20 protein-coding genes, 1 pseudogene and 1 riboswitch are annotated in these 26094 nt (G+C 45.7%); of the genes and pseudogenes, 3 read left to right on the top strand and 18 right to left on the bottom strand.

Annotated elements, in window-relative coordinates; all coding sequences use genetic code 11:
* Window positions 1–37 precede the first annotated feature (37 nt).
* The 6 genes from V9W66_RS10840 to V9W66_RS10815 all read right to left on the bottom strand — a co-directional run bounded on the left by V9W66_RS10840 (window position 38) and on the right by V9W66_RS10815 (window position 8150).
* A complete protein-coding gene (locus tag V9W66_RS10840; protein ID WP_144092721.1) occupies window positions 38–2110 on the bottom strand; it encodes a beta-galactosidase in 2073 nt (690 codons plus the stop codon).
* A gap of 320 nt (window positions 2111–2430) precedes the next feature.
* On the bottom strand, window positions 2431–3351 hold the full coding sequence (locus V9W66_RS10835; protein ID WP_144092719.1) for a hypothetical protein: 921 nt from the start codon (window positions 3349–3351) through the stop codon (window positions 2431–2433).
* A 775-nt stretch (window positions 3352–4126) separates the two neighbouring features.
* Complete coding sequence (locus tag V9W66_RS10830; protein ID WP_144092717.1) at window positions 4127–4768, bottom strand: YczE/YyaS/YitT family protein; 642 nt, start codon at window positions 4766–4768, stop codon at window positions 4127–4129.
* Window positions 4769–5109: 341 nt separating this feature from the next.
* On the bottom strand, window positions 5110–5742 hold the full coding sequence (ttdB, locus tag V9W66_RS10825) for a L(+)-tartrate dehydratase subunit beta (RefSeq protein ID WP_144092715.1): 633 nt from the start codon (window positions 5740–5742) through the stop codon (window positions 5110–5112).
* Window positions 5743–5762: 20 nt separating this feature from the next.
* Window positions 5763–6668: a L(+)-tartrate dehydratase subunit alpha gene (gene ttdA / locus V9W66_RS10820; RefSeq protein WP_144092713.1), complete on the bottom strand. Its 906-nt coding sequence runs from the start codon at window positions 6666–6668 to the stop codon at window positions 5763–5765.
* Between the two features lie 216 nt (window positions 6669–6884).
* The gene (locus V9W66_RS10815; protein WP_144092711.1) at window positions 6885–8150 is read right to left on the bottom strand and encodes an SLC13 family permease; all 1266 of its coding nucleotides are present in this window, start codon (window positions 8148–8150) and stop codon (window positions 6885–6887) included.
* A 331-nt stretch (window positions 8151–8481) separates the two neighbouring features.
* On the opposite strand from V9W66_RS10815, the gene V9W66_RS10810 reads away from it, so the two are divergent.
* Both V9W66_RS10810 and V9W66_RS10805 read left to right on the top strand, forming a co-directional pair.
* Window positions 8482–9381, top strand: coding sequence for a LysR family transcriptional regulator (locus tag V9W66_RS10810; protein ID WP_144092709.1), 900 nt, complete (start codon window positions 8482–8484; stop codon window positions 9379–9381).
* 175 nt (window positions 9382–9556) lie between these two features.
* Window positions 9557–9664: riboswitch (glycine riboswitch) on the top strand.
* 1 nt (window position 9665) lies between these two features.
* Complete coding sequence (locus V9W66_RS10805) at window positions 9666–11078, top strand: alanine/glycine:cation symporter family protein (RefSeq protein ID WP_186289980.1); 1413 nt, start codon at window positions 9666–9668, stop codon at window positions 11076–11078.
* A 198-nt stretch (window positions 11079–11276) separates the two neighbouring features.
* Here V9W66_RS10805 and V9W66_RS10800 read toward each other — a convergent pair whose 3' ends face one another.
* From V9W66_RS10800 to V9W66_RS10775, 6 genes and pseudogenes are all read right to left on the bottom strand, one after another.
* A complete protein-coding gene (locus tag V9W66_RS10800) occupies window positions 11277–11834 on the bottom strand; it encodes a TIGR00730 family Rossman fold protein (protein WP_144092705.1) in 558 nt (185 codons plus the stop codon).
* A pseudogene (locus V9W66_RS10795) lies at window positions 11831–12057 on the bottom strand (gamma-glutamyl-gamma-aminobutyrate hydrolase family protein); the annotation flags it as partial. The gene V9W66_RS10800 and the pseudogene V9W66_RS10795, both read right to left, overlap by 4 nt.
* Before the next feature lie 165 nt (window positions 12058–12222).
* Window positions 12223–13743 carry an FGGY-family carbohydrate kinase gene (locus V9W66_RS10790; protein WP_144100415.1) on the bottom strand — a complete coding sequence of 507 codons (1521 nt, stop codon included), beginning with the start codon at window positions 13741–13743 and terminating at the stop codon, window positions 12223–12225.
* A 10-nt stretch (window positions 13744–13753) separates the two neighbouring features.
* Complete coding sequence (locus V9W66_RS10785) at window positions 13754–14686, bottom strand: transketolase family protein (protein WP_144093825.1); 933 nt, start codon at window positions 14684–14686, stop codon at window positions 13754–13756.
* 2 nt (window positions 14687–14688) lie between these two features.
* Window positions 14689–15519, bottom strand: a complete 831-nt coding sequence (locus V9W66_RS10780; protein WP_144093824.1) for a transketolase — start codon at window positions 15517–15519, stop codon at window positions 14689–14691.
* Window positions 15520–15636: 117 nt separating this feature from the next.
* On the bottom strand, window positions 15637–17037 hold the full coding sequence (locus V9W66_RS10775; RefSeq protein ID WP_144092654.1) for an L-fucose/L-arabinose isomerase family protein: 1401 nt from the start codon (window positions 17035–17037) through the stop codon (window positions 15637–15639).
* 408 nt (window positions 17038–17445) lie between these two features.
* Here V9W66_RS10775 and V9W66_RS10770 point away from each other — a divergent pair, with 408 nt between their 5' ends.
* Window positions 17446–18453, top strand: coding sequence for a LacI family DNA-binding transcriptional regulator (locus V9W66_RS10770; protein ID WP_144092656.1), 1008 nt, complete (start codon window positions 17446–17448; stop codon window positions 18451–18453).
* Window positions 18454–18514: 61 nt separating this feature from the next.
* Here the strand turns inward: V9W66_RS10770 and V9W66_RS10765 are convergent, their stop codons facing one another.
* The 6 genes from V9W66_RS10765 to V9W66_RS10740 all read right to left on the bottom strand — a co-directional run bounded on the left by V9W66_RS10765 (window position 18515) and on the right by V9W66_RS10740 (window position 25916).
* Window positions 18515–19627 carry a 4-hydroxybutyrate dehydrogenase gene (locus V9W66_RS10765; RefSeq protein ID WP_144092658.1) on the bottom strand — a complete coding sequence of 371 codons (1113 nt, stop codon included), beginning with the start codon at window positions 19625–19627 and terminating at the stop codon, window positions 18515–18517.
* A gap of 124 nt (window positions 19628–19751) precedes the next feature.
* Entirely contained in the window at window positions 19752–20612 is an 861-nt protein-coding gene (aguB, locus tag V9W66_RS10760; protein ID WP_144092660.1) for an N-carbamoylputrescine amidase, read from the bottom strand.
* A gap of 101 nt (window positions 20613–20713) precedes the next feature.
* Window positions 20714–21328 (bottom strand): AAA family ATPase, encoded by a 615-nt coding sequence (locus V9W66_RS10755; protein ID WP_144092662.1) that lies wholly within the window; start codon window positions 21326–21328, stop codon window positions 20714–20716.
* A 109-nt stretch (window positions 21329–21437) separates the two neighbouring features.
* Window positions 21438–22919, bottom strand: coding sequence for an aldehyde dehydrogenase family protein (locus tag V9W66_RS10750; protein WP_144092664.1), 1482 nt, complete (start codon window positions 22917–22919; stop codon window positions 21438–21440).
* 12 nt (window positions 22920–22931) lie between these two features.
* Window positions 22932–24548, bottom strand: a complete 1617-nt coding sequence (locus tag V9W66_RS10745; protein ID WP_144092666.1) for an amidohydrolase — start codon at window positions 24546–24548, stop codon at window positions 22932–22934.
* A gap of 12 nt (window positions 24549–24560) precedes the next feature.
* A complete protein-coding gene (locus tag V9W66_RS10740; RefSeq protein ID WP_144092668.1) occupies window positions 24561–25916 on the bottom strand; it encodes a Na+/H+ antiporter NhaC family protein in 1356 nt (451 codons plus the stop codon).
* Between the last annotated feature and the right edge of the window lie 178 nt (window positions 25917–26094).

Raw genomic sequence — 26094 nt, 5'->3', positions numbered from 1 at the left:
TACTCTCGCAGAAGATGTCAAGATAAAGAAAAATCTCTCAGTCTTCAACAATCCGTACATTCCACGCAGGAATGATCAGCAGTGACTCCGCTTTGATCGCCTCACCGGTAAGTACGTCTTCTCCATCACTGTATTTATACGCAACAGACTGCTCCTTTGCAGAATAATTCAGAAAATACCGGACAGTTTTTCCAAGATCATTCGTTCCTTCACGAACGATCACCGGATATCCGTAACCGGATAACTTTACCCCTGCATCGCCAAGAGCAGCTTTTATCACATTCTGAAGTGTGGCATCATCTGTCATGCATCCCAGATAGTATGCCATACCTTTTCCATACTGGTTTCTGGTTATTGCAGCATATCCTTTCCAGTTATAATGTTCATATCCTGCAAGCACCTCTGCACCTTCCGGTTTGAGAAGTTCCATAAAGACCCTGGCTTCTCCAATCTCTGCCGAATCCGCATCATCAGAATTTATATCTGCACCTGCACTCCTTGCAAAATCATCCAAACTTTCCGCACCATACAGTTTTCCTGACAGCTTCACATTGTGCGGAAAGGTAAACTGATCATAGCTGATACCCAGAGCATCTTTAAGGATATGCGGCTGTACATCTGCATGAACCTTCACATTTTCATTGGCAAAACCGCTCTTAAATGTCACGACCAGCGTACCACCGTCTTTCACATACTGATTCAGCCTCTCTAAAGTGCTGTCAGGTGCAGCATAAAGCGCCGGTACAAAAATCGCCTTATACTGAGAAAGATCCTCAGATTCCGGCCAGACGAAATCACACTCCACATTCATCCGGTACAGTGCATCGTAGATCCAACGCACCACATCATTGTATCGGATCTCTCCATTATCCCCGGAAGTCGCCTGGATACCAAACCAGTTCAGTGCAGTCAGAGCCTCATTACTCACCATCACAGCTACATCATTTTTCTTCTTGAGATTTACCATATGACTGCCTTTTTCCCGAAATTCTTTTCCAATGATGCAAGCCTCCCGGTAAGTATCATTCTCCGCAAGATCATGGCTGAGAAGCCCCTTCCAGTATGTCTCAAATGAATTATGGATAGAATGCCAGTGCCAGTACATCACACTGTTGGCCCCGAATGCAAGATGGCTGTAAGCACAAAGCCGAAGCTGTCCCTTATATGGCGTCCAGCATGGAAATCCCTGCGCCTGGGTCTCCAGCACCAGATAATTATCATGCTTCAGGCTGCGGATCATATCCCCACCAAAAGCGATCTCCGTACCGGTCAGCTCATCCTGGGAGGGATGATAAATATCGGTTCCGGCAATGGTCAGAGCCTCCGAAACATGCAGATGGTTCACATCCGGCTGCACTCCGTAAGAATAACCTCTCCACTCAAAATCCATGTTGTGAGTAATAAACTGATCTTCTCTCTTATACTCACTGACGATCCCGGCCTGCCAGCTTAAGAATCTATCCACCAGAGCCCTCTGAAATTTCTCAAACTCTGCTCCCAGGCTGCCGTTGATGGTTCCTCTCACATCCGGAAAATCCTCCCAGGCATCAATCCGATTGCTCCAGTAATCCAGCCCGAATTCATAATTCATGGCATCCAGATCATCATGAAATTTTTCTCTTAAATATTTCACAAAAGACAGCTGCACATTCCTACCTGCTGTACCGTAATATTTTGTCTCATTATCCACCTGGAAACCTATGACACATTTCCTGTGGGCACTGATCTCCATCAGCTTGCGAATCACACGCTCCGCATAAAAAAGATATACCGGATTGGTAATGTCCATGATCTGTCTTGCCCCATAGATCCCTGCGCCTTTTTTCGTTGTAGCGATCACATCCGGGTGAGCCTTCACCATCCACGCAGGCACTGCATACGTAGGCGTTCCGATGATCACATTGATTCCGGCTTCCTCCATGGCATCCATCACACGCTCCACGTGGGAAAAATCAAACAACCCATCCTGGGGCTCGCAGGTGCTCCACGTAGACTCCGCAATACGCACCGTATTGATCCCGGCTTTTTTCATCATCTCTATATCTTTATCAAGTCTGTCATACGGCATGTATTCGTCGTAGTATGCCACACCAAAAAGAATTTCTCTCATCTCTGCCTCCCACTGTATGTTTTGATAATCCTATCTTAGCAGAAATTTCCTGCACAGAATATCATTTATTTAATATAATTATCATTGATCCCACATCCGTATCACTTGCCTGAAAAATTCCCAATATCCTTATAAGAAAGAATCCTGCTTGCAGGATTCTCCGCCTGCGACGGGTCGCTTCAGCGACATTATTCCTCTCCGTCGCAGTGCGATCCTGCCCGGAGGGCTTTTTTATGTTATAGGAACATTACGGAGTAATTTCCTGCACCACAAAAAAACAGCGGCCAGATCACCCCAGCCACTGCTCTTATCATCCATATTTATAATTTATACTCCGAATACAACTCCTGTCTTCTGTTCACATCCGTAACAACCTTCTGAATCTCATCCGAACGCCCCTCCAGGATCAGCCGGTTGATCAGCGCACTCAGTCGTGCTTCTCCCTCTGCTTTTCCTTCGGCTTTTCCAATCGCCATACCCTCCTCACGGAGTCTCTCCGACTCCAGCTGCAAAACTTTTCCACCCATAACCTCATCCACTCCTTTCCTAACTTTTTCTTCTTCTCGAAAAATATAATTCGATATCCTTATAATTAACTTATTCAGATCTGTATATAATTCTGACCTTCCAGCTGTCGAAAGCTCTTTTTCCAGATTTATCCTGATATCCTCGTACTCCTTTAATAATCCCTGTAATTTCTCAGAGTCTTCCCCTATCGTATGCGCTGCATCCTCATACCTCATCACATAAAACGGAAGCAGCAGCAACAGATTTTTTTCAAAAATAGAATCCTTCGTATAACGCTCCAGTTTCACCGTCGGCACCCGATATACACACACCTGTCCATCCGGAAACAGCAATTCCACTTCCTCAACATCCGGCGTATTCCTCGTAGTCCTCAGATAAATCACACAGGATCTCGGAAACTCCACAAAGAACCTCCGTCCAACCTTCCGCCTGTTCTCCAGCGCGATCGCGAGATCATACTCAAACATTCGGATTGACATCGTAGTATCATCCACACTCTGACACTCAATATGATACACCTTATCCCCAATCAGCAGCCGGGCATCCGTAATCAGTTCCCCATCCTCCATCTGATGCTCATTCCGAAGATGCACAATCTTCACATCCTCCGGATACGAAGTATGAAACACCTCATTAATAAGCGGAACAACCAGATAAGTCATCTTCTCCACCATCGTCCGGAAAACATCGTCAAATATAGTATTATTGGTCATTAACACTCCTACTGGTATTAGTAATTATACCACACAAATAAAATATGAAACACCATAAACCAGTCTTTCACAAAATTCACAGTAACAAAAGTGAAAAATGCTTCAGAACCCGAAGCTCCAAGAATGTCCATACAGACAAAAGATCTTATAAGATATAATAACCATACCACATACTATAATAAAAAACACTAGAATTTCATCCAAAAATTCCAACACAATTCGACACCGAAACATCTCAATACACATTCCCGTCAACAACAAAGCACCTTTATCCACATCCCAAGCCGACAGCGAAGCGCCTCGGCCCACACCTCACGCCAACAACAACGCACCTTTATCCACACTACAAGCCGACAGCGAAGCGCCTCGGCCCACACACATCCCGTCAGACCACCAGGAAACTCAGCCTTTCGCTCCAGGCATCCAGCGCAGCGCTGATGCCCCATCCCCTGCCGGAAGTCCCCCCTACCTCCCACTCTGAAAAGCCAGCCCGCAAGGCGTGTGCTGCCTGTCGATGGACCCTGCAGGAGGGGAGCTGATTCTTAGTCGGTGGAAATCTGCGTTGCTTCAAAAATTCTCGCTGTTTGAGCGGCTGCAAGACGCGAGTTCGAGAATTTTTGAAGCGGTTTTAGCAGATTTTCAGCGGCTTAGAAGCCAGCCCCCGACGAAGCCCCGGCGACAGGCAGCACACGCCTTGCGGGCGTCCCTTTTAACCAAAAAAGCTGAACCAGCCACATCCCGCAGCCAGTTCAGCTCAACCCATACAACTACAAACTCACTCACCATCAACCCAGGCAAGCAGCTTCCCGGTAAAAACCCTATTAAAGAAATGGATCACCGGCCCCAGCCCAAAAGCCGTCACCAGCGTACCAATCCCGATCACACCACCAGCCAGATAACAGATCAGCGCACAAACCACATCATTAGACATCCTGTGCCAGAAATAAGGAATCTTCGGCCACTTATCCGTCATAATCAGCGACAAACTGTCATACGGCGCAACCCCCTCATCCGGCATCTGATACATGGACAATCCCAAACAAATGATCACAACACCCACACACAGTGCCACCAAACGTACCGGCAGCGCCACAAGCTCCAATCCAAAAACACCAGTATAAATATTATAAAAGAAAGTAGTAATATAAGCCAGACAAACCGCATTCACAACCGTACCTATCCCCAGGAACCTTCTGCCAAAAGCAATCTCAATGATCAATAACACGATATTTACAATCAGCTGGAAATTACCATACGCCATACCAATCATATCCGCAACCGCCATATTCATTCCACTGAACGGATCCGTTCCAAGCCCGGAAAGCTTGAAAATTCCAATCCCCATACCTGCAAAAACATTTCCGATACACATGATCAGAACATGCTTCCAGTTAATGTTCTTCAAAAAATCCCCCATAAACCTCATACCTCATCCTCTCTGAAAATATTGTCAGGCAGATATCCACGATCCACCTTCACTGCGCAAAATCCATACCAGATAATACCTTAATGACCAGCCTGCTGCAACGCTTATATTCTATCACACCACCTCACCCCTGTAAAACACAAAAACCCCAAGAAACAACAAAAAGCAACAAAAAAAGACATCCTGCAGACCACATTATATGATCTGCCGGACATCTCTCTTTTTCATATCACGCTGTTAATTCAATTTCACAATCACCAGTCAATCCCGAAGCTCTCATGGCAGAGCCTCGTTATTTCAAATATCCCGAAAAATTTTTTCAATATCCAATATTATTTAATGAACTTAACCTCAGGATAAATTGCCTGCTTGGCAGCCTCTTTACGCTCATTAAATACAACCTTGTTCTCCTCAAACAGGTTGCGGCCCTGAGCATCGATAGACACGATCAGCGGTCCAAACTCCTTAACCTTATTACACCATAAGGTCTCAGGCATTCCAAGCTCATCCCAGTGATGCTCAGCAATCTTCTCAACCTCTGTAGCAGCTACAACTGCACAGCCGGCCGGGAAAACACAGTGGATTGCACCGAACTCTTTGCAGGCACGCTCAGTGTTCGAACCCATACCACCCTTACCAACGATCACTCTGACGCCAGTAAGCTTGGTAAACTCATACTCGAATTTCTCCATACGCATAGAGGTTGTCGGTCCTACAGAAACCATTTCATAATCATCCTCTGTACCCTCGATCTTGCGAACGATCGGGCCTGCATGGAAAATAGCTTTGTTGCGGATATCATACGGAAGCTCTCTTCCATACTCAACCAGACGACGGTGAGCAACGTCACGACAGGTCATCAGATCTCCGTCCAACCATACAATATCACCGATTTTGATATCAGCCAGGTCTTCTGCGCTTACAGGTGTAATAAGAACTTTTTTATCTCCTCTGATTTCGATCATGATTTTTCCCTCCGTTTATATTATGCATTAAATTTCCATGTGGAATGAGTATCACAGGTTACTGTAAGATCCGGATTTACAACCATATGTCCACGACGGTGGGACCAACATCCAACATTTACTGCAACACCGATGGTAGATGGATGTCGTGCAGTATTCTCAATGTTAACACCCATTACAGAATACTTTCCGCCCATACCCTGCGGTCCAAGGCCGATGGCATTGATACCATCCTCGAGAAGCTTCTCCATTTTTGCTGCGTTTGCGTTATCGTTGTGAGAACCGATCGGACGCATCAGCGCTTTCTTGGAGTTCAGAGCAGCTGTCTCTACAGATGTTCCTACACCAACACCAACAAGAAGTGGAGGACACGCATTCAGTCCGTAGGTTGTCATCTGATCAAGAACGAAATCTGTAATACCTTCATATCCTGCCCCCGGCATCAGAACCATTGCTTTTCCCGGAAGGGTACATCCGCCGCCTGCCATGTATGCGTAGATCTCACATTTATCGCTGTTGGGAACAATATCCCACCATACAGTCGGGGTTCCTTTACCAACATTTTTCTTTGTATTGTACTCATCAAAAGTCTGAACTGAGTTATGTCTTAACGGTGCTGCAAAAGTAGCCTGGACAACGGCATCTTTCAGAAGTGCTTCCAGCTCATTGATATACGGGAAATTTGTTCCGCATTTCAGCCAGAACTGAAGAACTCCCGTATCCTGACAGCTTGGGCGGTTCAGCTCTACAGCAAGTCCCTGGTTCTTTGTCATGGTTTCATAAAGAACCTTTGGAAGTGCAGCTGTTTCCTGTGACCCAAGCTCTTCAAGTTTATTAACTACGTCATCCGGTAATTTTTTTCCAATATGGGCAACAAAATCTGCTACCATGTCTGTCAATACTTTAACTCCATTTTCCTTAGTCATGATTTACCTCCTGATATGGTTCGATGGTTTAATGTTTTTTAGTTACATAGGTTTTTGTTGGTTGTTTCATCATTAATTTTGGCTGATTAATGGTTAAGATGGCTTTTTTGGCTTATTTATCATTTCTCCTTCACTGTATGGTCAGTGCAGAAGGGAATGAACTTAATTAAAAGTGTTACTGTCACAAAGTGAACAGTAACTCAAAAGTTTCTCTCCTTACGGATAGAACGGAAACAGGATCGGCAACAGGATCATACAGATCACAAAAGATACCAGGATGAGCGGCAGACCGGATTTCACATAGTCCTTGAATTTGTATCCTCCAAGACCGACTACCATGGTGTTTGCCGGCATACCGATCGGTGTTGCATATGCACAGGAACCTGCGATAACAGTTGCGATGACAACGGCTCTCGGATCTGCTCCGAGGTTGTTTGCAAGAGATACCGCAATGGGGATCATCAGTGCTGTGGTTGCTGTATTTGACATAAAATTCGTCAGCACACAGGTTACAACAAAGATTACCAGAAGAAGAAGGATCGGACTCGGATCTGCTCCAAGAAGTCCTACGATCTTATCTGCGATCAGCTCTCCGGCTCCGGTTGTATCCAATGCTTTTGCAAGTGTCAAAGAACCACCGAAAAGAAATACAACCTTCAGGTCAATAGACTTCAGTGCGTCTTTCTCGGAAATAACTCCTGTCAGAACCAGGAGGATTGCTCCGATACATGCGGAAACTTCAATGCTGATGCCGATCTCTTTCTCAAAGATCATTGCAAGGATCACAAGGATCAGCACTACTAGGGAAACGGTCTGTTTCCACTTCGGTACATGGCTGAAATCCTGCTGATCTTCAAGAGCTGCATCGGATGCATTCTTACCATCCGGAAGGAATTTATATCCAATAAGGACAAAGTAGATGATTCCGAGCAGAAGCATCGGAACTCCAACCGGTGCATACATAAAGAAGCTTGTGGAAAGCCCCATCTCCTGAAGTGCATTCACACCCATCAAGTTTCCGGGTGCACCGATAATAGAAAGGTTTCCGCCAAGTGCTGCTGCAAATACCAGCGGCATCAGAAGACGGCTTCTGGAATAGCCGGACTCATCGGCGATTCCACAGACTACCGGGATCAGCACTGCTGCGGTACCTGTATTAGATAAGAATCCGGACATTGCACCTACGATCACCATGATCGCAATGATCAATGTTTTTTCTGTTCTGGCAAATTTCGTGACCAGTCCTCCGATCTTATTCGCCATTCCTGTTTCGAACAATGCCTGGCCTACTACAAACATGCCAACGCAAAGGATTACGTTACTGTTTACATACTGTGAAAATGTTGTTGTTGCATCCACAACTCCTGTGAGTGTCAGACCGATGGCACAGATTGAAGCAGTCAGTCCAAGAGGAATTTTTTCAAGGATGAAACTGATAATGGTGAACACAAGAAACAGCAATGTTATAGTTGTCTGAGACATTTCTGTACTCTCCTTCCATTTGGTTTTTTCCTGAAAAGTATAGGCCGTACACGTTTCTTTTGATGATTTTATTATAGCTTGTGTACATACAAAAAAACAAATTAATGAAACATATATCCGCATAAAAAATATTTATAGTATCAGTTTTTAATGATAATTTTTGTACATTACTAACATAAAATCAGCGTATCAGCAAATGAATCTGGCAAATATTATATTTCTATGCTATTTTTATGTAGACACCCAAATACTCTGTCACATCTTTTCCGGACGGAAATGAAAAACTTTACTAAAAAATTTAATCTGACAATACATCGAGAGAAGGTTTATCATGACACTGAATCAACTACGCTATTTCTGCACAGCCAGCCGCTGCCACAGCATCACAAAGGCAGCCGAAGAATTATATGTGACCCAGCCCACCATTTCCATGGCTATCCGCGATCTGGAGATTGAATTCGGAATCAGTCTTTTTTCCAGAAAAGGAAATCAGCTGAGTCTGACCCAGGAGGGAGAGTCCTTCTACAAAAAAGCTACCTATATCCTTCAATATTGTAATGAGCTTCAGGCCGATTACTCCAGCATGTCCAGGATAAAGCCCCCTCTTCGCATCGGGATCCCTCCCATGCTGAGTACCGTATTTTTTCCGGAGCTGCTTACGGCGTTTCACGAAAAGCACCCGGAAATTGCCATAGTACTGGAAGAATACGGATCTGTCCGTGCCTGCAATCTGGTACAGAATGACACCCTGGATGTAGCTCTGGTCAATATGGAACAGTATAATATAGATAAATTTCACAACACCGTCCTGGCCAACGACCAGGTGGTTTTCTGTGTGAGCAACGACCACAGGCTGGCAGAAAAAAGATCAGTCACAACAAAAGACATGGCAAAAGAGCAGCTGATCTTTTTCAACGCTGACTCCGTCCAGAATCAGATCCTGAAAATGCGTTTTGAGATGGATGGCCACACACCCAATATCGTTATGCGGAGCAGCCAGATCTACACCACCTTACAATTTGTAAAAACCGGAAAATATGGCTGCTTTCTTTACTCCAGCATGACCGATAAATTTTCCGATTTCAATATTACCGGTATCCCACTCAATCCACCTGTCCGCATAAAAATCGGCATGGTATGGAAAAAAAGCAAATATATCAGCGGCGATATGCTGACATTTCTGCATTTCACCCGCATGTATTACAAAGAACATCCGCTGATAGAAAAGTAAATCCCAAAACTCCCAATTATATGTCGATTAATTTTTCTAATAAATGCAATTTTTTTTAAAAAACCATTGAAATCCATCAATTCATGTGATACTCTGTGTTACAGTGTTTTTCTACACAGAACGAATGACCGTCACCACCGTACACAAAAAAAAGGATTCTGGCATCATTCAAAAATAAAAAAACTCAGGAGAGTCTCTTCAAATCAAAAGGGAAGAGCGCCGAAGGTGTACGCAGCACACAAAATGCTGTAAATCTCTCAGGCAAAAGGATGGAGGAAAGAGTAATGTTTACACAAATCAACAACTTTATCACATGGTTTGACGGAGTCGTTTGGGGACTTCCGCTGATCATTCTGATCCTGTTCACAGGAATTCTGTTAACCACTCGGTTAGGTCTTTTACAGGTAAGGCACCTCGGAAAGGCACTGAAATTCATGGTAAAAAATGAAGAAGGCGGCGATGGTGAGGTCACAAGCTTCGGAGCTCTGTGTACTGCGCTTTCAGCAACCATCGGAACCGGAAATATCGTAGGTGTCGCAACTGCTATCGCAGCCGGCGGACCAGGAGCACTTTTCTGGATGATCGTAGCCGCATTCTTCGGAATGGCAACCAAATACGCAGAAGGACTTCTGGCGATCAAGTACCGTACCATTGACAAAGAAAGCCACGTTCTCGGCGGACCTTTCTACTACATCGAAAACGGTATGGGAAAACAGTGGAGATGGCTTGCCAAGATCTTCGCATTTTTCGGAGCAGGTGTGGGACTTTTCGGTATCGGAACCTTTACACAGGTAAACGGTATCTCATCTGCAGTTACCAATTTCTTTGACCCGGATAAAGCACACACAGTAGCACTTTTCGGGAATACATATTCCTGGGCAACTGTAGTTGCATGTCTGATACTTACCGTATGTGTAGGACTTGTCGTTCTCGGCGGAATCCAGAGAATCGCAAAGGTATCCCAGATCGTTGTACCGTTTATGGCAGTTCTCTATGTTGCACTGGCACTGATCATCGTGATCACAAACATCACTGCAGTACCTGCAGCGATCGTAACTATCGTAAAATCTGCTTTCACAGGAAGCGCACTTGCAGGTGGCGCAATGGGAACCATGGTCGTAGCTATGCAGAAGGGTATCGCCCGAGGCATCTTCTCCAATGAGTCCGGTCTTGGTAGTGCCCCGATCGCAGCCGCTGCAGCTCAGACAAAGGAGCCGGTACGTCAGGGTCTTGTATCCATGACAGGTACATTCATTGATACTATCGTTATCTGTACAATGACAGGTCTTTCCATCGTCATTACAGAAACATGGAACACAGGTCTTGAGGGTGTTGCCATCACAACAGCCGCATTCCAGAAAGGACTTCCTTTCCCGCCGGTTGTAGCATCCTTCTCACTGATGCTGTGCCTGGTATTCTTCGCATTCACAACAATCCTTGGATGGGATTACTACGGTGAAAGATGTCTGGAATACCTGTTCAACAGAAACAAAGCCGCAGTTGCAACATACCGCTGGCTGTACATCATCTGCGTATTCATCGGACCATATATGACTGTAGCAGCTGTATGGAACATCGCAGATATCTTCAATGCCCTGATGGCATTCCCGAACCTGATCGCTCTTCTTGCCCTGAGCGGTGTGGTTGTAAGGGAAACTAAGGATTTCTTCAAAAGACATAAAAATTACGAATTCTGATCCCAAATATCGTAATCAAATGTAAACACACATAAACCCATAATGATCCCCTAATATCATACAAAAAAAGACGCGAACCTTTTTATCCTCCGATAAAAGGCCGCGTCTTTTTTATATGTAAACTGTTGGTTTCCCTTGATCATTTACCCGGATCAGGAAAGTATCCGCCTGACTATGAACTTTCTCACTTTATTTTCTTTATAGCCTTCCCCCATAATTCCGGTAATTCTCAATATAATCCAGGATCTCCTCCGGGTCTTTCATGAACCGGCACATACCCACAACAGCTCTGGACATAAATTTTTCCCCGGCTGTGTATTCCAGGAGTGCCTGCATGCTGTCGTAATATCCCTGAATATTATAAAGAACGATCGGCCTGTCGATCCGTCCCAGACTCTTCAATGTCAGAATCTCAAAAAACTCCTCATAAGTGCCAATTCCCCCAGGTACCACGATAGTCGCATCCGAGCGGCTTTCCAGCAGATGCTTCCTCTCACGCATATTTTCAGTAAAAATAAACTCTGTACAATGCTCATACAACACTCCCGGCTGGTCAAAAAATCTCGGTGCGATACCCAGGATATAGCCTTTTTCTCTGTCAACGCCCCGGGCTGCCGCCCCCATCAGTCCCTCTTTTCCACCTCCGAAAACAAGGCCGTGGCCACGTTTCCCCATCAGCTGTCCCAGTTCTTCCGTTTTCTCATAATAGATCTTTTTCAGCTTTGCGCTGGACGCTCCATAGATACAAATATTCATGCTTCCGTCTCCTTCCCTGCTGCCTCCGCAAATGCCCGGAGAAGCTTCAGCTGTTCTGAAGAATCATACATCATCTCCGGATGCCACTGCACAGCTACTGCAAATGGTACTTATCCCCGAAATGATGTTCAAAACCGCCCTCTTTTTCCAGATCCTGATATAAGGTTCCGCCGCAGGCCACATTCATGATCTGAATGCCACGGCAGATCCCGAGGATCGGCTTTCCGTCATTTCCCATACATCTGGAATGCATCCGGAAATGCCTGTTATTTTATTATAATCTGACATACACATGGGGTCAAGCAATTGTCGTTTCCTGAAGCTCCCGTTTTGTTGCTGCTCACTCTGTGATCAGCAACACCTTTTTTATATTGAGAAATTTTTATGCTTATACAAGAACTTTTTCTACTGCGTCTTTCCATCCGCTGTATTTCTGGTTTCTTTCCTGCGGATTCATGGAGGGGATGAACTGATTGCGGTTCTTCACCTCGAAAATGCTCTCCATCTTATAAAGTCCACAGCTTAAACCAGCCATCAGACCAGCTCCGAATGCGGAAGACTCCTCACATCTTGGAAGGCTTACTTTTGTTCCGAGGATATCACTCTGAAACTTCATCAGGTATTGATTTCTTGTAGGGCCACCATCTACACAGAGTTCTTTTACAGTCATTCCATCTTCTGCCTTCATCATCTCAACGATATCTGCGATCTGATAAGCAATAGATTCCAGGGCTGCTTTTACAATCTCTTTCTTTCCGGTTGTTCTGCTCATTCCATAGATAATGGCTTTTGCATCAGATTTCCAGTAAGGTGCTCCCAGACCGGAAAATGCAGGAACCAGATAAGTAGTGTCGTTCTTATTTGCCTGCTCTGACATTTCCTGAGTCTCTCCCGGAGACGTGATCAGTCCCATGTCATCCTTCAGCCATGTGATCACTGCACCTGTGTAGTTGATATTTCCTTCCAGTACATAGGTAACTTTGCCGTTAAGTCCCCATGCAAGAGAAGTCACAAGACCAAGATCTGACATGATCGGTTCTGTTCCTGCGTTCATCATAACGGAGGAACCGGTTCCATATGTAGCTTTGACCATTCCCTTTTCGATGCAGCCCTGTCCGAACAGTGCCCCCTGGGAATCTCCGATCACACCACAGATTGGGATCGGTGTCTGAAAATATCCATTAAAATCTGTCACACCGTATTCTCTGCTGGAATCACATACTTCCGGAAGCATATCTGCGTTGATGCCGAACCAGGTACAGATCTCTTTATCCCATTTCAGGTTGTGGATATTGAAAAGCTGGGTTCTGGATGCATTGGAATAATCCGTTGCATAAACCTCGCCTTTTGTCAGTTTAAACAGAAGCCAGGTGTCGATGGTTCCCAGACAGAGATCGTTATCTCTTTTTGCCTGTTTTACTTCCTCCACATTTTCCTGAAGCCATGCAAACTTCGCTGCCGGGAAATATGGAGAAAGGTGCATTCCTGTCTTCTGACGGATGATTTCTGCCACACCGCCGTTTTTCTTCTGCTCGCGGTCCGGATCGATCATCACGTTTGTTTTGATCCGCTCACAGATCCTGGAAGCTCTGGAGCACTGCCATACAATGGCAGGTGCCAGAGGCTCGCCTGTGCTGCGGCTCCACGCTGCAGATGTTTCTCTCTGATTGCTGATTCCGAGACACGCGATCTCTTCTTTCCGGATCCCGGCTTTCTCCACAAGGTTCTTTACAACCTGGATCGTATTGCTGTAGATTTCGAAAAGATCATGGGAAACCCAGCCTTTTTCGTTGATCAGCTGTCTGTGAGGAAGGTCTGTTCTGCAGACCAGATCGCCATTCACATCGAACAGGATCGCCTTTGTTCCCTGGGTACTCTGATCAACCGCAAGAACATATTTTTTTTCCATAGCTTTCCCCTTATTTCAGCGCATCCTTTACGGTTTTTGCGATTCCTTCTGCGTTCATTCCATAGTAATCAAATACTTCCTGGGAGGTTCCGCTTACAACCGGAGCATCCGGAAGTGCGATATTCAGGACTTTGCGTGGGCACTCAGCGCCGACAACCTGGCTTACCATAGAACCAAGTCCGCCATACGGCGCATGCTCCTCAGCAGTTACAACAACCTTTGCATTGGATGCAGCTTTTACGATTGCTTCTTTATCCAGCGGTTTTACACAATACATATCAAGAACTGTTGCATGGATGCCGTCTTTCTCAAGAAGTTTGGCAGCCTCGTAAGCCGGGCGTACCATTTCGCCGCATGCGATGATCGCTGCGTCTGTTCCTTCTGCAAGAACAGTTGCCTTATCCATTTCAAACGGGCAGTTGTCCTCTGTATAGATGTCCTCAACCGGATTTCTTCCTACACGGATATATGCCGGTTTCTCATCCTTCAGAAGCGCCTCGATCAGCTTTGCAGTCTGGAAACGGTCACTTGGAAGGTAAACTCTCATGTTCGGGATTGCAGACATAGCTGCAATATCCTGTGCAGAATGATGGCTCATTCCAAGAGCACCATAGCTGATTCCACCACTGATTCCGATCAGTTTTACATTTGTGTTGGAGTATGCAACATCGATCTTGCACTGCTCATAGCTTCTTGTGGAAAGGAAGCATGCAGGAGAAGCTGCGAAAGCTTTTTTGCCGCAGTGCGCAAGACCTGCAGATACGCTTACAAGATCCTGCTCAGCGATTCCCATCTCAACGAACTGCTCCGGATATGTGTCTGCAAAAGGTGCTAAAGATGCAGATCCTCTGGAGTCACTGCAGAGAACAACGATATCTTTATCTGTTTCCGCTTCTTTTAAAAGTACGTCACAAATTGCTTTACGGTTTGGAATCTTATTCATAATTACAGCTGCTCCTTTCTCTCTTCAAAATCCTTCATGATCTGCTCATACTCTTCCTGACTCGGTACATGATGATGCCAGGATGCCTTATCTTCCATAACTGCGGAGCCTTTACCTTTAACAGTGTTTGCGATCAGGACTGTGGGCTGGCCCTTTGTCTGTTTCGCTTCCTCAAATGCTGCATGAAGCTGCTCAATGCTGTTTCCGTCAGCAACATCGATCACATGCCATCCAAAGCTTTTGAATCGCTCATGAAGATCGTCATGGCCCATAACGTCCTCTGTGTTTCCGGAGATCTGAAGTCTGTTACGGTCAACGATTGCACAGAGGTTATCCAGTTTGTACTGGTGTCCTGCCATAGCTGCTTCCCATACAGAACCCTCTGCAAGCTCACCATCACCCATTACTGTGTATACACGGTAGTCTTTCTTGTTCATTTTTCCTGCAAGTGCCATACCTACACAAACCGGAAGTCCATGTCCCAGAGAACCGGAGTTCATCTCGATTCCCGGAAGCTTGTTGTTTGGATGTCCGATATACTGTGTTCCGAATTTACTGAATTTCTCGTTTACTTCTTTGATATCAAGGAATCCCTTCTTTGCAAGTACTGCATAGTAAGCTTCTACGGAATGACCTTTACTCATAACAAAAAGATCTCTGTTCGGATCATTCATATTCTCCGGGGAAATATTCATCTGATCAAAATACAGTGTGACCAGAGTCTCCATAACACTCATATCACCACCGATATGTCCGCCTTTGCCGGCAACGATCATATCTACGGTGTCTTTTCTGAGATCATACGCAAGTTTGCTTAATTCTCTAAAATCCATGCTGATTCCTGTCCTTTCTTTTTTCAGTTTATATGTCTCACAGCTTCACGCATATTTTTCCTTTATACCGGGGATTTTCCCTGTCCTGAAAAAATATGCTGCTGTTTTTTATCTATATCATTCTCCGCGAAGATAAGCTTTTACATCTTCCTCGATGGGGTCATACAGATCCGGTGTTACGCCGATATATTTGCATGCCTCGTAAAGTACCGGAACAACGTTCTTGTGGATACCGACACAGTGATGGATGTATGGTCCCTCAACCAGTTTAGCCTCAAGACGTTTGATGTTCTCAACCTCAACCCAGAGGTAAGTTCCCATACCTTTCGGTCCGTCGATACCTTTTGCGTTTCCAAGAAGAAGAGAATACTCTCCGTTGTCTCCGTCAAAACGGACCAGGGAAACATCGCCGTGTTTTGCCTCAGCTGTGATGCTTCCCGGATGCTCGAATGCCAGCGGGTAAGTAAGCTTCGGTGTCTCTTTTGCGATGGAGATCGGCCATGGTCCGCAGTGCTGAAGAAGCTCGCCGTTTTCTATATCAGGATGGCGGATAGTCCAGTCAGCGAAGAAGCTTCTTGTTTCACCCATACCTGCTGCCTCTACCATAAGAGCTGTGATCGCCCCGTGGATATCTGTCTCACATACAGTCGGGATACCCTCGTCATTTAACAGGGAGTTTGCTGCACATGGCATGATTCCAAGCTCGCTCTGAAGCTGGTTCCAGCACTGGATCGCGATTGCTTTGCAGCCGTATTTCTCTGCCAGATGCTTCATGGCAACCTTAAGAGCAGCTACATTCTCAAGTTCATTCTCTTTGATGCAGATCTCCATGTTGTCGCGGCAGTACTGCATAACCTCCTGAACCTCTGTCTGCTCCGCTTTTGCTTTCTTTACTTCATCAGTAAGCTCCGGCATCGGGATCGGTGCAAGCTGGATGTTGAACTGCTCAAGAAGCTCGCCCTCATTGCACATGGTTGTCCAGAAATCGAACGGTCTTGTGGAAATCTGAAGGATACGGATATTTTTGAATGTTTTTACTACATTACAGACAGCAAGGAAATCTTTGATCCCTCTTTCGAATACCGGGTCATTCAGTCTGCAGTTTGTCATGTATGTAAATGGGACACGGAATCTTCTTAAAACTTTACCTGTTGCAAAAAGTCCGCACTGTGTATCACGAAGTCTTGTTCCGTCCGGCTCAGGTCTCTCATCCAGAGGTCCCCACAGAAGAACCGGAACATCAAGCGCTTTTGCAAGTCTTGCACACTCATACTCTGTACCGAAGTTGCAGTGTGGAAGGAAAAGTCCGTCAACCTTCTCTTTTTTGAATTTGGCGATGATCTTCTCAAGCCCCTCATCATTGTAAAGAAGACCCTCATCATTAATGTCTGTGATATCTACGAAATCAACGCCAAGCTCCTCAAGTCTCTTAGCAGTAAGTCCACGATATTTTACTGCATCCGGTGCGCTGAAAATACTTCTTCTGGTTGGTGCGTAACCAATTTTGATCTTGTCCATTTTTGAACTCCTTTCGTGAAATCCATGTTTGTTCGTTTACATTCGTTTTATGTGATTCATTTTTTTCTGTTCATCTTTGTTATCTGTATGATATCCTGATATTTACTTTATTTATATGAATAATAAAGTTATTTATACTTTATTTCCCGCTTTATTATTGTAAATATGGAAAAAACAGATTATAATTGAAACAATTTTAAAATGTACTACAGTGAATAAAGCAGGTATTCATAATCTGCTGCATTATCTGTAGTAGATGAACATTCACACACTGTAGGAACCTTGCTTAATTCAGATCGGATGGATATCGTGATCCACTTCGTTATTTGGGGACAGGCTATATTTACACCCCAGGTAGATTACCTGACTTGATTAATTTTTTTATTATAAAATCGGAGGAACTTATATATGGGAATCACCGCAAAAGAACTGGCTGCCAGATTAAATCTCTCCGCCACAGCTGTCTCCATGGCACTGAACGGAAAACCCGGCGTCAGCACAGAAACCAGAGCACTGGTCATCCGGGAAGCAGAAAAAGCCGGCTATGACTTCAGCCGACTTTCCATGAAAAAAAATGCGTCCGGAGATATCTACTGCATCATCTGCCGGGCGCACAACGCGATCTTAAATTATACACCGATCTTTTCAGAACTCACCGATGGCCTGGAACAGGAATGCCGAAAAAACGGATACCATCTGAAAACCTTCCAGCTTTATGAAAAAGTCGATGATCTCCAGAAATATATCGAAGAACTCCGCATTTCCCAGTGTGCAGGTGTTATCCTTCTGGGAACCGAAGTCTCTGCTTCCGTATGTCATGAATTCCTTCAGCTCTCCGTCCCTGTCATCCTTCTGGACTCCTACTTTGACTCTGCGGACTGCAGCTGTGTACTCATCAACAACGCACAGGGAGCCTATCTGGCCACCAGCTACCTCATCGACCGCTGCGGCCGCCAGCCGGGACACCTCTGCTCTTCCTACAGGATCACGAACTTCCGCGAACGGACACACGGTTTTCACCGGGCAGTGCGTGAACACGGGATGTCCACTGCAAAATCCATCATTCACGAACTCTCCCCATCCATCGAAGGAGCCTTCTCCGACATGCTGGAGATCATAGACAGCGGAACCCCTCTTGCCGGTGCATACTTCGCAGACAACGACCTCATCGCTATCGGCGCCATCAAAGCCCTGAAACTCCGCGGCTACAAAGTACCCGAAGACATCGCCATCGCAGGCTTCGACAACATCTCCGAAGGCCGCGTCATAGACCCCGCTCTCACCACCATCGACGTCCCCCGAAAATTCATGGGCCAGACAGCCGCCGCCCAGCTGATCCGGGAGATCCAAACCCCCGTCCTCCACTCCGTAAAAATCGAAGTATCCACCACATTGATCAAACGGTTCTCTGTATAAAAAAAGAACAGGCCGGCACCCACACCGACCCGTTCGCCAAAACCAGCATCCAGGAAATCGCTCAGAAGCACTCCCGATAAATCTTATAAACCCTCTCCCGATCCAATTCCACAAAATTATTCGCCATCAGCCTGCCCTGGTTCTCCAGCACAGAATCCGTAAACTCCTCAAGTTCCGCCTCAGACACCCCATATTCATGCAGCGCCTTCTTCGGAATCATCACATTAAGCAGCTTCTCCATCTCTGCATAAACAACATCCACATCGCATCCAAGAATTTCCGCCATAAATTTATTCAGACGTGCAATCTCTCCGTCACTCTTAATCTCCATATAATTCTTAAGCACACCCGTAAACATCGCATAATTCGACTCCCCATGAGCCACATGATACTTAGCACCCAGCGGATAACTCAAAGCATGCACAGCCGCACACCCCGCATTACCAAAGGCAATACCCGCATAATTAGCCGCCATCAGAAAATCCTTCATCAACGGAATCCGGGCCTCCTGCCCATGATCCCTGATCTCCATATAACCCTTCAGGATCATCTCGATCGCCTTATATCCAAACATCCTTGTAGTCTCATTCCCCTTAGGAGAAAGACTGGACTCCACAGAATGCACCAGCGCATCAATCGAACTGGTAGCAAAAAACTGAAATGGCAGATCCTCCAGAAGCTCCGGGACCAGCACCGCAGAATCCCCGTAAAGCTGCTCCACAGCAAGCCCCTTCTTCGTACCCTTCGTAGTCAGAGAAAGGATCGAAATATTCGTCACCTCAGAACCCGTACCACAGGTAGTCGGAACCAGAACCAGCTCCTTATTCTTCACGATCGGAAGCAGCCCGTCATAAAGATCCGTAACCGGAGAAATATTCTCCAGTGCAAACAGCTTGGAAAGATCCAGAATACTGCCCCCGCCAACAGAAACCACACGCTTCGCATCCTTCGGCACATCCTTCCAGATTGCCTCAGCCATCACATCTGTAGGCTCACCTTTACCATAATCCTCACGGAAGATCACATCACAGCCAAGACTCAACGGCTCAAAAAACTTCTTAAACAGCCTTTTATTTGTAAACAGCAAATCTCCCTCACCAAGCTTAAATTCCTCCGCAAACTGCCGGCAATTATCAAAGCTGTAAATCGTCGGCCTGATCATCAGTTCCTGCATAATTCATTCTCCTGTCAGCCCCGTATTTCTCAGAAGCTCTCTATATTTCTTTATAACTATAATAGCACAGGCCGGCAGCCATCCGCAATCCGCATTGCCACCTGCTCTTTTATAAAACACTTGATCAGCAGCCATGTGTCAGAAGTGTACCATACATCTCCGGTCTTCGATCCCGGAAAACGCCCCATTCCCGTCTCTTCTGTGCGATAGCATCAAGATCAAACTCTGCAGTGATCACACCCTCCGTCTCTCTGTCGGCTTCAGCCACCAGTCCACCGGTCTCATCTGCAATAAAAGAAGAACCGTAAAACGTCATCTCTGAATCCTTCTGCACCTCATGACCGATTCGGTTAGATGCGATCACAGGCATGATATTTGCAGCAGCATGTCCCTGCATACATCTCTGCCAGTGCGGTTTTGAATCTGTCTGAAGAACCGGCTCACTGCCGATAGCAGTCGGATAAAAAAGGATCTCCGCGCCCAGCAGTGCCATACATCTGGCAGCTTCCGGGAACCACTGATCCCAGCAGATCCCCACACCAATAGTCGCATATTTTGTTTTCCACACTTTAAAACCTGTATCTCCCGGTGTGAAGAAAAATTTCTCCGCATAAGGCATGCCGTCCGGAATATGGGTTTTTCTGTATTTTCCAAGAACTGTACCATCCGCATCAATTATCGCAATGGAATTAAACGCAGTATTTCCTGCCTTTTCAAAAAAGCTCACAGGAATCACAATATCCAGTTCTTTTGCCGCCTGCTGGAAACGCTTCACGGCCGGATTATCCTCCAGTGTTGTGGCAAGTTCCATATATTCAAAATCATGTCTCTGACAAAAATACGGTGTCTCAAAAAGTTCCTGCAGAAGAACGATATCTGCCCCCTTGGCAGCTGCCTCACGCACCAGCTTTTCTGCCTTCGCAAGTGTTGCTTCTCTATCCCAGCTGCACGCCATCTGCGTAGCTGCTACTGTTAATTTCCGCATAATCTATCAAGTCCTTTCTTTTTTCATAAACTACGGCACTTCATCCCTTCACTGCCTGTCTGCGATCATACCTGTCTTTTTTTCTTGCAGTTCATGATATCCTACAGCTGAAATTTCCTTTTAACAGCATCCACCAGAAAATCTGCCGTACCTTCCACACCAAGGAAGCTGCTGTCCACCAGAATACTCTTATGATTCTTATCATCCGGATGATAGCCTGCATACTGCATGTGATAGGAATCACGGGCTTCATCAACAGCCACGATCATTTTTCTGGCCTCTTCAACCTCAATATTCAGATCTTTCACACAATGCTCCACACGAACCTCATACGGTGCGTAAATATAAATATGCATGGCATTTTCCATCTCTTCCAGAGTGAAATCCGCACACCTTCCAACAATGATACAGGTCTCTTTTTCCGCAAGGAATTTAATGATATTCTGCTGCGCCTCAAAAATCTTATCCTGCGTATTACTGGTTCCTTTTCCAAGAGGAAACATCATCCTTGCAAAAGGACTTACTTTGACCTTTTTCGCTGTCTCCTCCACTTCGTCCACAACAGATACCGGAAGATTCAGCTTCTCTGCAGCCTGATCCACAATATCCCTGTCATAATATTCAACACCAAGCTTTTCCGCCATTTTTTTTGCAATAGGACGACCCATGCTTCCAAACTGTCTGGTGATCGTAATTACATATTTACTTTTTCCCATATAAGTTCCTCCCGATTAAAGCTAAAGGATACATTTTCTGATATATCCCGAAAAATACATCCCTGAAAAACGGCAAAGCGGACATTTTCATTCCGCTTTCCCTTCACATTTAATGTTCATACCATCCGACGATCCCCGGATTCAGATTGATATTGATCTGTTTGATCTCCTGATACTCCTCAAGGCCCTGAACACCAAGATCACGGCCGATTCCGGATTTTTTGTAGCCGCCCCACGGAGCCTCGTTAAACGTCGGATTGTAACAGTTGACCCAGGTAATACCTGCACGGATCTCTTTGATCACCCTGAGAGCTCTGGAACCATCAGCAGTAAATACTGCTCCGGCCAGACCATACTCCGTATCGTTTGCCATGTCAATGGCCTCCTGTTCTGTTTTAAAGGTCTGGATCGTCACAACCGGTCCGAAAATCTCCTCACGGACAATAGTCATATCCGGAGTACAGTTATCAAATATGGTCGGTCTTACATAAAAGCCCTTCGCACACTCTCCTTCTGTGTAGCGTTCACCTCCGCACACAAGAGCCGCACCTTCCTCAACACCCTTCTTAATGTATCCCAGAACTTTATTCATATGGCTCTCAGACACCAGCGGGCCCATATCCGGATTTTCCATAGGATTTCCAATGGTAATGGCATTTACTTTCTTTGCAAGACGTTTCACAAATTCATCCTTGATGCTTTCCTCAATGATGATTCTGGAGCCTGCGGAGCACACCTCGCCCTGATTCAGGAAAACACCGATCATGGCCCATTCCACAGCACCGTCCAGATCTACATCTGCAAAGATCACATTCGGGGATTTTCCGCCAAGCTCGAGGCCGATCTTTTTTACATTGCCTGCTGCCGCACGCATAATACTCTGTCCAACCTCTGTACTTCCGGTAAATGTGACCATATCCACATCTTTACTCTCCGCAATACGGTTTCCTGTAATTCCACCGGGGCCCAGGATCAGATTCACACTGCCCTTCGGCATTCCGATCTTTTCAAAGATTCCAAACAGCTTCACGCAGGAAAGCACACAGTTGGAGCTTGGTTTAAATACCACACTGTTGCCGGCTGCAAGAGCAGGAGCCAGCTTCCACACCCCCATCAGCAGCGGATAATTCCAGGGAGTGATCAGTCCGCACACACCAACCGGCTCATGAACCGTATAGGAATGCATTTTTCCAAATCCCTCATTTACTTCATAAACACCACCATGAGGCATTTTTAAGATTCCGGCATAATAACGGAAACAGTGCACTGCGTCATCCACATCAGCCTCTGCCTCTCTTAACGGCTTTCCATGATCCATGCAGTCCAGCTTCGCAAAATCCTCTTTTTCCGCATCAATGGCATCTGCGATCTGAAGAAGGATATCCGCTCTTGTCTGGGAATCCATGTCACGCCATTCCCTTGTCACATAAAAAGATCTCCTCGCTGCTGCGATCGCTTTATCAACATCCTCCGCATTTCCTTCCGTCACCATGGCAAGAACCTCACCATTTGAAGGATTTAATGTAGGAACTGATTTTCCTGTGCTGCCTTCTACCCATTCACCATCAATAAACATTTTCTGAAGCTCCATAAGCGTCCTCCTTTATCTAATCTTTTCACCTTCAAAATAATTTGCTTCTATCTTCATCATCCGGATCTCTTCCTTATCCACTTCAAAAAGATCTCCGCTGAGAACAATAATATCTGCCATTTTTCCCGGCTCCAGGGTTCCCATGGAATCTTCCACATGATAAACACGGGCTGCGCCGGAAGTATAAGCTTTCAGCGTATCTGCCATGGAAATTTTTTCCCAGGGATTTGTGGATGTCAGCTTTCCCTCATCATCTCTTCTTGTAACTGCCGCATAGATCGTCGTAAAGGGATCTATGGTCACGACTGGATAATCCGTTCCAAGTGCCAGCGCACCTTCATGCTCCAGCAAAGTCCGGAACGGCCACTGAAGCCTTGCCCGTTTTTCTCCGATCTGGTTTACCTTTCCATTTGCCGCAAGAGTTACATGATAGGGCTGGACCGAAGGAATTACATCAAGCTCCGCAAAACGATCCAGATCATCGGGATGGATATTTTCGATATGCTCTATTGTGTTTCGAAGACCATGCGCTCCGTTTACCTCCGCAGATTTTTCAAAAAGATCCAACGCCATCCGCACGGAACCATCTGCGATACAATGAAGCCTTACCTGGATCCCCGCCTTGTTTGCCGCAATGATCTCTTTTTTCATTTTTCGCTCCGGCCATAACGGAAGTCCCTCACCGCAGGTCTCAGGCTTATCGGTATAAGGCTCCAGAAGAAGACCAGTGTAGGTCTCTGTCACACCATCAATAAATCCTTTTACCCCTGCAATGTGAAAATGCGGAGAATCAAAATGCTTCTGAAATTTAAAATATCCGGAAAATTCCGTATATCCGAAAAGCTTCATATAAGAAAAGATCTGTGCTTTAAGCCCCTCTTCCTCATCCAGTTTTTTCAGGATGTCATATTTCTTCATGGTTTCTTCCGTGTAATCATCTGCAAACATTTCACTTGCTGCTGCGATCCCAGAATCAGCCAGAACCTCCTGGAAATTCCGGTGGATCTCCAGCATCTCTTTCTCCGAAAACTCCATATATTTCTTCTGTGCCGGTTCACAGGCCGCCGGTTCCAGAAGAAGGCCGCTTAATTCACCATTTTCAAACTTTACATTTACACCGTTATCCATTTTTCGTTCAGGATCGATCCCCGCCTCTTCCAGCGCTCTGGAATTCAGCCACATGCTGTGGCAATCTGCACAGAAAAGATATACAGGCCTGTCGGGAATGACCTCATCCAGAAGTCTTTTATCCGGAAGAGGCTCATCGCCCCAGTTTGTGATAAACCATCCGGAGCCCCGGATCCTTTTATAATCTGGATGTGCATCTGCAAATTCCTTAATGATCTTCACACATTCCGCCTGGGAGCGTCCCCGCCCCAGATCCGAGCACACATATCTGCTTCCGTCAACGGCCCCGGAAAAAAGATGGGTATGTGCATCCAGAAAAGAAGACATGATCATTTTTTCTCCGTAATCGTAAAGCGGCCAGTCCGCATAAGCCTTATCTCTGTGATAATCCCAGGGAAGAACTGCCTGGATTTTTTTATCTACTACTGCAATCGCTGCCGGTCTGGGGAAATCTTCAAGGCCTGTAAAAACAGCTTTGCTTCTCAGAATAAATCTTCCCATAAGCCATTCCTCCTACATCACAAAACCACAGATCAGAAATCCTGCAACAGAAAGTACACTTGCAATGATGACATATGGAAGCTGTGTCAGCGCATGCTCCATATTATCAATTCCCGCACTCTGGGAAGAAAGAAGTGTTGCATCTGTATAAAAGCAGGCATGACTTCCGAATGCACCTCCGGAAATGATCGCTGCCATGATCAGGATCGGATTTGCACTGATTACTGCACCAAGAGGAAATACGATGGGCGCAACTACTGCACTCATGCCCCAGAGAGAACCGGTCGTAAAGGTAAGTGCCGCAACCAGAACAAAAGCGATGGCCGGGAAAACAGGCCCCCAGAGAAGCGGCTTTGCAACAGAAATAATAAAGTCTGTCATCCCCATTCCCTCTGTCACCTTCTGAAGAACAAAGGCAATGACCAGAAGGATCAGGATCGGAAGCATATCCGCAAAGCCACGGACGATCAGGTTAAAGAAATCATCCAGTGCAACTACCTTTTGCGGTACATAAAGCACGAAGCAGACGATCAGGGAAACTACAACCGCCAGAAGAAGATTACTGGTGGCAATAGCGATGGCAACCAGTACACCCATAGGAATCACAAAATTCCATATATTACCATCCTCCTCATAGCCCTTTCTGTCATCGTGGTTATATTTTCTGCTGGCATCGCTGTAAACCTTGCCGGTCTCCTCCACACGCTTATAAGCCTTTTTCATGGCACCGATCTTCGGCATCACACCCAGCGCAAAGAGGAAAACTATGGCAATGGTAAGAATCGGGTAAAAGCAATACGGGATCGCATGTATATAAGCCTGAATACCTGTTTTAAAGCCCAGTGCCTTTACACTTCCCTGATCGATAAAAAGGCTTGCATAAAAAACTGCCCATGTGGAAAACGGAAGCAATACACATACAGGAGCACCTGTTGCATCCAGCATATACGCCAGTGCCTCTCTCGGGATCTTACGTTTATCGCAGACACCTTTCATGCAGACACCAATGGAAAGCACATTCAGGTAATCATCCACAAAGATCAGAATGCCCATAATAAAAGTAGTAAGAAGGGTTTTTCTTTCGGTATTACAAAATTTTGAAACCAGCTTCTGGAAACCAAATGTACCCTTCGACTCCTGAAGAAGAGCGATCAGACTTCCAAACAGTCCACACACCAGAACGATCCATACATTCTCGGCAAGCACATCCTGGATCAGCGTACACCATTGCGGCAGGAAATCCTTCCCATACATAAATATGGCCGCCAGAAGAGAGCCTCCGATCAGAAATTCCACGCATCTTCTGGTTGCGATCGCACCGACGATAATTACCAGAAGAATTAAAATTGCAATCAGTCCAGTATTCATTTTTTTCCCCTTTCTTTCTGTGAATGAAAAAGGGGCATACCAGTTTAACGGATATGCCCCTTTGCATCAACAGACTTTTCGTGAAACAAAAAATGGCGTATTCATTGCGCTGCCGCAATCAATACACCATCGTACGTTTCGTGCTTTTATTATTTTGATACTGATATACTATTATTTT

It is taken from the genome of Blautia massiliensis (ex Durand et al. 2017) (genome assembly GCF_051861785.1).
Classification (GTDB): domain Bacteria; phylum Bacillota; class Clostridia; order Lachnospirales; family Lachnospiraceae; genus Blautia_A; species Blautia_A luti_A.
Note: the sequence above shows the minus strand (reverse complement) of the source record. Positions and strands in the feature narration are given on the sequence as shown.